The sequence below is a fragment of the Eleftheria terrae genome, assembly GCF_030419005.1.
GTDB lineage: Bacteria > Pseudomonadota > Gammaproteobacteria > Burkholderiales > Burkholderiaceae_C > Caldimonas > Caldimonas terrae.
Genome location: NZ_CP106952.1, coordinates 726,389 through 734,777, shown reverse-complemented (window position 1 = coordinate 734,777; position 8,389 = coordinate 726,389). Strand labels below are relative to the sequence as shown.

General features: G+C 70.8%; 8 protein-coding genes. All 8 read right to left on the bottom strand.

The features are described 5' to 3' along the window. Positions 1 to 42 precede the first annotated feature (42 nt). Genes N7L95_RS26890 through N7L95_RS26855 form a run of 8 tightly spaced genes read right to left on the bottom strand, consistent with a single transcriptional unit; the run spans position 43 to position 8,385 of the window. Positions 43 to 1,209, bottom strand: a complete 1,167-nt coding sequence (locus N7L95_RS26890) for a trans-sulfuration enzyme family protein (protein ID WP_301260700.1) — start codon at positions 1,207 to 1,209, stop codon at positions 43 to 45. Between the two features lie 52 nt (positions 1,210 to 1,261). Next, positions 1,262 to 2,572, bottom strand: coding sequence for an ABC transporter permease (locus N7L95_RS26885; RefSeq protein ID WP_301260699.1), 1,311 nt, complete (start codon positions 2,570 to 2,572; stop codon positions 1,262 to 1,264). After that, a complete protein-coding gene (locus N7L95_RS26880) occupies positions 2,569 to 3,273 on the bottom strand; it encodes an ABC transporter ATP-binding protein (RefSeq protein WP_301260698.1) in 705 nt (234 codons plus the stop codon). Before N7L95_RS26880 ends, N7L95_RS26885 begins: the two co-directional genes overlap by 4 nt. Next, positions 3,270 to 4,532, bottom strand: coding sequence for an efflux RND transporter periplasmic adaptor subunit (locus tag N7L95_RS26875; RefSeq protein WP_301260697.1), 1,263 nt, complete (start codon positions 4,530 to 4,532; stop codon positions 3,270 to 3,272). Before N7L95_RS26875 ends, N7L95_RS26880 begins: the two co-directional genes overlap by 4 nt. A 6-nt stretch (positions 4,533 to 4,538) precedes the next feature. After that, positions 4,539 to 5,291: a YIP1 family protein gene (locus N7L95_RS26870; RefSeq protein ID WP_301260696.1), complete on the bottom strand. Its 753-nt coding sequence runs from the start codon at positions 5,289 to 5,291 to the stop codon at positions 4,539 to 4,541. After that, positions 5,288 to 6,547, bottom strand: a complete 1,260-nt coding sequence (locus N7L95_RS26865; RefSeq protein WP_301260695.1) for a fatty acid desaturase family protein — start codon at positions 6,545 to 6,547, stop codon at positions 5,288 to 5,290. Before N7L95_RS26865 ends, N7L95_RS26870 begins: the two co-directional genes overlap by 4 nt. A gap of 22 nt (positions 6,548 to 6,569) precedes the next feature. Then, positions 6,570 to 6,932, bottom strand: a complete 363-nt coding sequence (locus N7L95_RS26860; protein WP_301260694.1) for a nuclear transport factor 2 family protein — start codon at positions 6,930 to 6,932, stop codon at positions 6,570 to 6,572. A 58-nt stretch (positions 6,933 to 6,990) separates the two neighbouring features. Beyond that, positions 6,991 to 8,385, bottom strand: coding sequence for an MFS transporter (locus N7L95_RS26855; RefSeq protein WP_301260693.1), 1,395 nt, complete (start codon positions 8,383 to 8,385; stop codon positions 6,991 to 6,993). Between the last annotated feature and the right edge of the window lie 4 nt (positions 8,386 to 8,389).

The window sequence follows — 8,389 nt, the reverse complement described above, 5'->3', positions numbered from 1 at the left end:
GGCCGCCCACGACAGCGGGCCGCCGCGGGCAGGTGGGCCGTGTCAGGCGGCCAGGGCCTGCAGCAGGTCCTGCAGCAGGTCCTGCGGGTCCTCCACCCCCACCGCCAGGCGCAGCAACCCGGCCGCCGGGCGGGCGGCGCCCGCCGCGGCCAGCACCTGCCCGTCCATGGCCTGCAGCATCGAGTGCGACATCGACTCCGCATGCTCGATGCAGCTGTTGACCCCGCCCAGGCTCACCGACAGGCCGAACACCCGGGTGCGCTCGGCCACCCGCACGGCGGCCGCCTCGCCGGCCTTCAGCGCCATGGCCAGCACGCCGCCGCCGCTGGCCAGCCAGGGCACGGCCGGCGACGCACCGAGCCCGGGGTACAGCACCGCCTCGACCTCCGGATGGCCCTGCAGCTGCTCGGCCAGCAGCCGGGCCGTGGCGCTCTGCCGTGCCACCCGCAGCTCCAGCGTCTTCAGCCCTTGTGAGATCTGCCACGCGGCCTGCGGGTCGAGGCAGCCGCCCAGCAGCGCCTGCTGGTGCCAGATGCGATCGACCAGGGCCTGCGGGCCACTCAGCGAGCCGCCAAAGGCGGCGAAGTGCCCGCTCATGTACTTGGTCATGCTGTGGATGACCAGGTCCGCCGGCACCACGCCCTCGCGCAGCACGCCGGGTGGCGAGAAGGTGCTGTCGCAGACGCTGGTGGCGCCGTGCGCCTGGCAGGCGCGGCGGATGCCGTCGACATCGGCCACCCGCAGCTCCGGGTTGCTCAGCGTCTCGTAGTACACCAGCCGCGCACCGTCCTGCAGCAGCGGCCGCAGGGTGTCCGGTGCGGCGGGGTCGAACAACCGGGTCTTCACCCCCCAGCGGCCCAGCTCCTCCAGGAAGAACCGGGTGGTGTCGCCATACACGCGCGAGGAGACCGCCGCGGTGTCGCCGGGCGACAGCAGGGCCAGCAGCGTGGTGGTGATGGCCGACATGCCGGACGGGAAGATGAGGCTCGCTTCGGTGCCGACCAGGGTGGACACCTGGTTCTCGAGGTAGGCCACCGTCGGGTTGCCCCAGCGGGTGTAGTAGGCGCGCGGATGCACCGCATGCTCGGTGGCGGCGGCCACCCGGTGGTCGGGCATGCGGAACACGCTCGACTGGTAGATGGGCTGGACCACGGGGTCGTGCTCTGCCAGCACGTTGGGTTGCTTCAGCAGGCGGGTGGTGCGTTGCATGACAAGCTGTCCTCGGATGTTGGGTGTGCGGGCCGCATCCGGCCCTGCCGGTTCATTCGTATCGCAAGGCCTCGACCGGCACCAGGTTGGCCGCGTTGCGGGCCGGCAGGATGCCGAAGGTGATGCCGACCAGCGCCGAGAAGGCGCAGGCGCCGAATACCGCCCCCCAGGGCATGGTGGGCGAGGGGAAGTTGGGAATCAGCTGGGCGATGCCCAGGCTGAGCAGGAAGCCGACCGCGATGCCGATCAACCCGCCGGCCAGCGCCAGCAGCACCGCCTCGATCAGGAACTGCATCAGGATGAAGTGCGACGGCGCGCCCAGTGCCTTGGCGATGCCAATCTCGCGGGTGCGCTCGGTGACCGACACCAGCATGATGTTCATGATGCCGACGCCGCCCACCAGCAGCGACACGCCGACGATGCCGGCCACCACCAGGGTCACGATGGTCGAGATCTCGTTGAAGGACTTGGCCAGCGCGTCTGAGGACTCCACCACGAAATCGTCCGCCTGCCCCGGCTGCAGCTTGTGCAGCCGGCGCACCAGCAGGCGCACCTTCGCCTTGATGTTGTCAACCTCGGCCGGATCGTCAACGGCAAAGCTGATCCACAGGTCCGGCTCCACGCCGGCGCCGGTCACCGCCAGCGCGGTGCGGTAGGGCATGACCAGGTAGTTGTCCTGGCTCATGCCGAACATCTCGCCGCGCGGCTCCATGCTGCCCACCACCCGGAACCACTCGCCCGAGATCTGGATGAAGCGGCCCACCGGGTTGGCCGGCAGCTTCAGGTCGCGGCGCAGCTGCTCGCCCAGCACCACGACACGGCGCCGGCTGGCGTCGTCGCTGTCGGTCAGGAAGCGGCCGTGGCGCGGGTAGGTCTGCTGCACGTCCTGGTAGCGCGAGGTGGTGCCGAACATCTGCCCGGTGGCCACATGCGGGCCGTTGCGCACCTCGCCGCCGTAGCGCCCGCCCGCCAGCACCACCGGGGTGATGTGGCGGATGCCGTCGATGCGGTGGCGCAGCTGTTCCAGGTCGGTGGTCTTGAGGCGGTTCTCGCGGCCGCGCAGGGCCTCCTCCAGCGGGGTTTCGGCGCGCAGCGTCAGGGTGTTGCCGCCCAGGCCCTGGAATTCGCGTGAGAGCGACTGCGCCAGCCCCTGCACCAGGCCCACCACGCAGATGACCGAGGCCACGCCGATGATGATGCCCAGCATGGTGAGGAAGCTGCGCATCGGATGCGAGCGGATGCTGTCCAGCGCCGAGCGCAGGCACTCTTGCACCGCATACCAGGTGGAGCGCAACCGGTCGGGCGCGTCGTCCTCGGCCGGGACGGCGCCGGTGGCCGGCAGGCCGGCGGATGTGGCGCTCATCGGGCCGCCTCCGCGGCACCCGACGGCAGCTGGTGGCGGTCATCGACGATGTGGCCGTCCTGCAGGCGCACCACGCGGCGGCATTGCGCGGCAATGTCGGGCTCGTGCGTCACGATGACCAGCGTCAGCCCCTCGGCATGCAGCGCCTTGAGCAGGGCCATGATCTCGTCGGCCGTGCGGCTGTCGAGGTTGCCGGTGGGCTCGTCGGCCAGCAGCAGCTCGGGCCGGCCCACCAGCGCGCGGGCGATGGCCACCCGCTGCCGCTGCCCGCCGGACAGCTCGTTGGGCTTGTGGTTCAGGCGCGCGCCCAGCCCCACCCGCTGCAACGCCGCCTCGGCCCGGCGCCGCCGCTCGGCCGGCGCCACGCCACGGTAGATCAGCGGCTGCGCCACATTGGCCCAGGCCGGCACCCGCGGCACCAGGTGGAAGTTCTGGAACACGAAGCCGATCTTGCGGTTGCGCACCGCTGCCAGCTGGTCTTCGTCCAGCGCCGCCACCTCCTGCCCGTCGAGCCGGTAGCTGCCCTCGGTGGGCGTGTCCAGGCAGCCAAGGATGTTCATCAGGGTGGACTTGCCGGAGCCGGACGCCCCGGTCAGCGCGACCATCTCGTTGCGGCCGACCTGCAGCGCCAGCCGGTCCAGCGCGGCATAGGGCTCGTTGCCCAGCCAGTAGGTCTTGCTGATGTTGGACAGCTCGATCATGACCGGGCCGGCTCCTTCGGTTCGGCCTGCGATGCCGCAGGCGCCGGGGTAGGCGCAGGCGCCGAGCGGCTCGCCACCCGTTCGCCGTCGCGCAGGAAGCGCAGGGTCTTGGCCGGGCCGACGATCACCTGCTCGCCTTCGGCCAGGCCCTTGACGACCTCGATGTGCAGGTCGTCCGCCACGCCGGTCTCGACCGGGCGCTTGCTGGCGCGGCCATCCTTCATCACCAGCACGCTGGCCTTGGCCTGCGACTCGTCGCCGCCGCTGTGCTCGTAGACCACCGCCTGCACCGGCACCGCGAGGCGCTTCTGGCCATTGGCGGCCGCGGTGGAAATCTCGGCACGGCAGCTCATGCCGGGATGGAACAGCGAGCCGGCCGCCGCCTCCAGCCGCACCTTCACCGGGTAGTTCTTGCTCTGCCCGCTCACGCCCTGCGCCGGTGCGCCCTGCTGGCCGTTCTGCCGGGGCGCCAGCGCGATGCGGTCGACCTTGCCGGACAGCGACTTGTCCGGGAAGGCGGCCGGCACGATGCGCGCCTGCTGCCCGACCGCGATCTTGGCGATGTCGCTCTCGTCGATGTTGACTTCCGCATACAGGCTGCCGGTGTCGCCGATCACCATCAGGCTGGAGCCGGCGATGCTGGCGGCGCTCGGCACCGCAGTCTCGCCGGCCTTGACATAGACCGCGGTGACCTTGCCGTCCATCGGCGCACGGATCACCGTCTTGGCATGGCGCTCGCGCGCCTGCTGCAGCTCGGCCTCGGCCTGGCGCAGCGCCTCGCGGCTGGTCTGCAGCTCGACCTCGGCCACGTCCTTCTCGGTGACCAGCTCGTCGAACTTGATGGCCTCGACCATGCCTTGGGCACGCAGCGCCTCGTAGCGCCTCCACTTGGCCAGCGTCGACTCGCGCCGCACCTGCTGCCGCTGGATGTTCAGCGCCGCCTGGCGGCGGTTGGCCTCCAGCTGCGCCAGCTCGGCCAGCGAGGCTTCCGGGTCGAGCCGCAACAGCACCTGGCCGCGCTTGACCTGGTCGCCGTCCTCCACCAGGACCTCCTGCACCCGGCCGACGATCTCGGACACCAGGGTGACCTGGCTTTCATAGGTCAGCGAGCCGGAGGCCAGGATGGTGGGCGTCAGCACGCGGTGCACCGCGGCTTCGGCCTCCACCTCCTTGGCCGATTCGGCGCGGCTGATCTTGAAGGCGAGCCCGGCCGCCGCCAGCAGCGCCACGCCCACGAATACCAACTGCCTTTTGTTCATCGGGGCCTACAGCAGGATGAAGAGGGTCCACGCGCCGTAGACGGCGACCACCGGCGCCAGCGCGAAGGCACTGCTGAAGCCCGCGCCGCGACCGCTCCAGGCCTGCACCGCGCGCACGCCCAGCCACCACATCCACGGATGCAGCACGGTCAGCGTGGTCAGCAGGGTGTGCCACTCGCTGCTGCGCGGCACGTTGAACAGCAGCTCGTTCAGCGACAGCGGGTTGAGCCCTTCCATCGTGACCTGGCCGTTGTCGGTGAGCAGCAGCGGCAGCACCATGGCGACGCTGATCAGCACCGCCGGGAAGCTGCTCCACGCCGCCAGCGCCAGCCAGTGGCGGAAGGAATGCTGCACATTGGTGAGCTTGCCGGCCAGCGAGTAGTAGGCCGCCTCCAGCACCCGCAGCAGCGGCACGCCCAGGCCCAGCGAGGCGACGCTGGACCACAGCATCACCTCGCGGGTGAACAGCTGCGCCGCGTCGCGCTTGTCGGCCTCGGACATCTCGTCGAACTTCGGGTGGGCGCTGAGCATCTGCTCGGTCAGCCACGGGAAATCGACCACGCCGAAGTACCAGAGAAAGACCGCCACGCTGAGCGCCGCCGGCACCAGCAGCGCAAACCAGAAGCGGGGCTGGCGCTCGAGGGCGTCGAACGCCGCGGCGGGCTCGGTGAAGATGGCCCAGGCCAGCTGCAGGCTGTTCATCGGCCGCTGCGCGGCAGAACGATAGGTCGGGAGGTGAGAGGTGTCGCCTGCCTTCATGAGGTGCTCCTGCCCGGACCCAGCGAGGGGTCGGGTATTGGGTGGTGAGAGGCGACCCCGTTCAAGGGGTCGATGGAGAGGCCGGCCGGGGCCGACGGGGACGGCGCGTCGCCCGGCAGGGCGATGCCGCCGCGCAGCAGGGCCGGCACCAGGGCCGGCCTGTCGTTGCTGGAGAGGAAGATGCCGCCGAACTCGCGGTTGACGCGCGCGTACTCCGGGTCCTGCAGCATCACCTGGTGCGCCTTGCCGACGTTCCAGAACGGAATGTCCGGCCGCAGGTGATGCACCAGGTGCAGGTGCTCGCTGTGCAGGCTGAAGAACCACGCCTCCAGCCGGTGGCTGAAGCGGTTGCGCGCGCCGTGCAGGATGGTGCCGGGATTGCCCTGGCCCAGCAGCGGGTAGTGCTCGGCGATCTCGATGAAGCGGCCGATCACCAGGAAGCTGGTCAGGAAGGGCACCACCCAGTACAGCAGCAGCAGGCTCCAGCCGTCGACCTGGTCCACCGCGAGCAGGATGGCGCCCCACAGCAGCGCCATGCTGGCGAATTCGGTCTTGTGCCTGAGCAGCATGGCCGAGCGGTGCCGCACCAGGTAGGCCAGGTAGGCCGGCGCCCGCAGCAGCAGCGCCGTGGCCAGCACCTCGCGCCAGAAGAAGCGCGAGCGGGTCATGCCGTGGTACAGGCCGTCCTCGATGTAGAGCCGGTAGTCGGGGTCCAGCCGCTCGTCGCCCAGGTGGCCGTGGTGGTAGATCACGTGCGACTGCCGGTAGGGCGCGAAGGCCTGCAGGATCAGGTAGCCCGACAGCTGGCTGCCCAGCAGCCGGTTCAGCCAGCGGTGCCGCGCGGCCCGGCCGTGGGCCGCATCGTGGAGGATGGAGGCCAGGGCGCGCTGGCGCGCGCCGATCACCAGCACGGCCAGCGGGTACAGCCAGTTCACCAGCTGCCCGGCGGCCACGGCCAGTGCGATCACCAGGTAGTCGGCCAGCACCGCCAGCAGGCCGTGCCAGTTGTCGCTTTGCGAGAGCACCTTCAGTTGCGCCAGGATCTGCGGCGAGAACGCGTGGTTGGCCAGCCGGCGGCGGGCCGCCATCGGCACGCTGGCGGAGGCCGGCAGCGGCACCGAGCGCCGGCGCCGGCGCAGGGCCGGCAGCGAAACCGCCGCCAGGCCCGGCGACAGCGCCGGAGCGAAGCACCTCCACACCAGCGGGTAAGGGCGCAGGCCCGTCGGCGCCTGGAAGCTCGAACTGCACCGGAACATGTGGATGTCCTCGTTGCCCGCGCTAGACCGCGGGTGCGTTGAAGAAGGTCTCCCGCCGGATGATCTTGTCGTCCTGGAAGAAGTAGGTGTCGCAGAAGCGCACGCTGAGCGCCCGCCCCTGCCGGTCCACGCCACGGAAGGAGCCGGTCGCGCTGCAGGCGCCGCCCTCGGGGCCGTAGAAGACCGACTCGACGACGTGCTGGCCTGCGCCGATGACACGCACCTCCCGATAGAACCTGAGCAGCTCCGGCAGCCCCCTGATCGGCGCATAGCCGGGCCGCTGGTACTCCACATCGGCATGAAAGGACTCGTCCAGCCGAGACCAAGCGCATGCGTCGATGTTGCGGAACAACTGCAAGACCTTGTCCTTCAACTCTTTGCTCATCGATCTGCCCCTTCCAAGACTGTCAAGCTCGGCCGGCCGCCAGGCGGCCGGCGCCCATTCACCGCAAGCTGCGCAGCGGCTTGCAGGCAAAACCGCCCAAGGCGACCAGCAGGCCCAGCCCGCCGGCCAGCACGAACAGCAAGGCGATCTCGTTGCCCTGCTGCACCCCCAGCCACGGCGCCACCGCCTGCGCCCAGCCGCCCTCGGCGAGGGCCGGCTTCAGCACGGCTTCGGCCAGCGACGCGGCCGTGAGGGTCACCACCGAGGTGCCGGCCGCCGCCAGCGTGCCCACCAGCACCAGCACGCTGCCGTGGCGGGTGGCCGGCACCTTGCCCATCCACAGCGCATAGCTGCAGCTGGCGACGATGGCGCCGGCCGCGCAGGCCACGAACTCGAGCACCCCATAGGCCACCACCCCGTCCACCAGGCCGAAGGCTGCGATGCAGGCGGCCAGCACCGTGTCGCACAGCAGGATCACGCCGATGCGGTGGCGCGGGTTGTCGAGCAGGGCCATCAGCAGGCTGCCGGTGAGCGCGCCGGCCGCACCCGCCGTCAGCACCCCGCCCAGCGATTGGACCGAGTGGTTGGACAGGATCAGCGGCATGGCCATGACCGAGGCGAGGGCCAGCATCACCGTCTGTGCCACCGAATACAGCAGCAGGCAGCTCAGCGCGGGCGAGCCGGCGAAGAAGCGCCGGGTGTCGGCCAGGTTGCGGAAGGAATCGCGCACCGCCGCCTTCAGGCCGCTCGCCGCGCCGCGCTCCTGCTGCGGCACGCGGGCCAGCGCAAATGCGCGCCAGATGAAGGTGGAGCCGACCACAAAGGCCGCCAGGTCCAGCAACATCAACCCTGGCAGGCCGAGCACCGCGAGCAGCGCGCCGGCCAGCGTCGGCGCGACGATGCCCAGCGTGGTGGTGCTGATGCCCATGGTGCCGGTGGCGCGCGTCAGCTGGTCTTCGCGCAACAGGCCCGCCACCGAGGCCTGGTAGGCCGGCTCCTGGAAGGCGTTGGTCACCGAGGCCACCGCGGCGAAGGCATACAGGTGCACCACCTGCAACTGGCCACGCCACAGCAGGTAGATCATCAGCAGCGTCATGCAGGCGGCCACGCAGTCGGCCACCACGATCACGCGGCGGCGCTCCAGACGGTCCACCAGGCTGGCGGCCACCGGCATCACCAGCACCGTGGGCAGCAGGCTGGCCACCAGCGAGCCGGCAAAGCTCAACACCGAGCCGGTGTGCTGGTAGATCCAGACACCCAGCGCGAACTGCACCAGGTGGGTGCCCAGCGAGGTGATGCTCTCGCCCACCCACAGCAGCCAGAACGGCCGCCCCAGGCCGGCCAGCGGCGGCTCGGCGAGCGGCACCGGCGCACCGGGGTCCACGCCCGCCACCGCGGCCGCCTCGTACATGCCGCCCGGCGCTGCGGGCGCTCCTTGCCTTGCTTCCAACATGAAT

Excerpts from the sequence above, each read along its gene's own strand:
- N7L95_RS26885 (WP_301260699.1), bottom strand. The coding sequence starts at position 2,572 with ATGAGCGCCACATCCGCCGGCCTGCCGGCCACCGGCGCCGTCCCGGCC.
- N7L95_RS26875 (WP_301260697.1), bottom strand. The coding sequence starts at position 4,532 with ATGAACAAAAGGCAGTTGGTATTCGTGGGCGTGGCGCTGCTGGCGGCG.
- N7L95_RS26880 (WP_301260698.1), bottom strand. The coding sequence starts at position 3,273 with ATGATCGAGCTGTCCAACATCAGCAAGACCTACTGGCTGGGCAACGAG.
- N7L95_RS26870 (WP_301260696.1), bottom strand. The coding sequence starts at position 5,291 with ATGAAGGCAGGCGACACCTCTCACCTCCCGACCTATCGTTCTGCCGCG.
- N7L95_RS26890 (WP_301260700.1), bottom strand. The coding sequence starts at position 1,209 with ATGCAACGCACCACCCGCCTGCTGAAGCAACCCAACGTGCTGGCAGAG.
- N7L95_RS26855 (WP_301260693.1), bottom strand. The coding sequence starts at position 8,385 with ATGTTGGAAGCAAGGCAAGGAGCGCCCGCAGCGCCGGGCGGCATGTAC.
- N7L95_RS26865 (WP_301260695.1), bottom strand. The coding sequence starts at position 6,547 with ATGTTCCGGTGCAGTTCGAGCTTCCAGGCGCCGACGGGCCTGCGCCCT.
- N7L95_RS26860 (WP_301260694.1), bottom strand. The coding sequence starts at position 6,932 with ATGAGCAAAGAGTTGAAGGACAAGGTCTTGCAGTTGTTCCGCAACATC.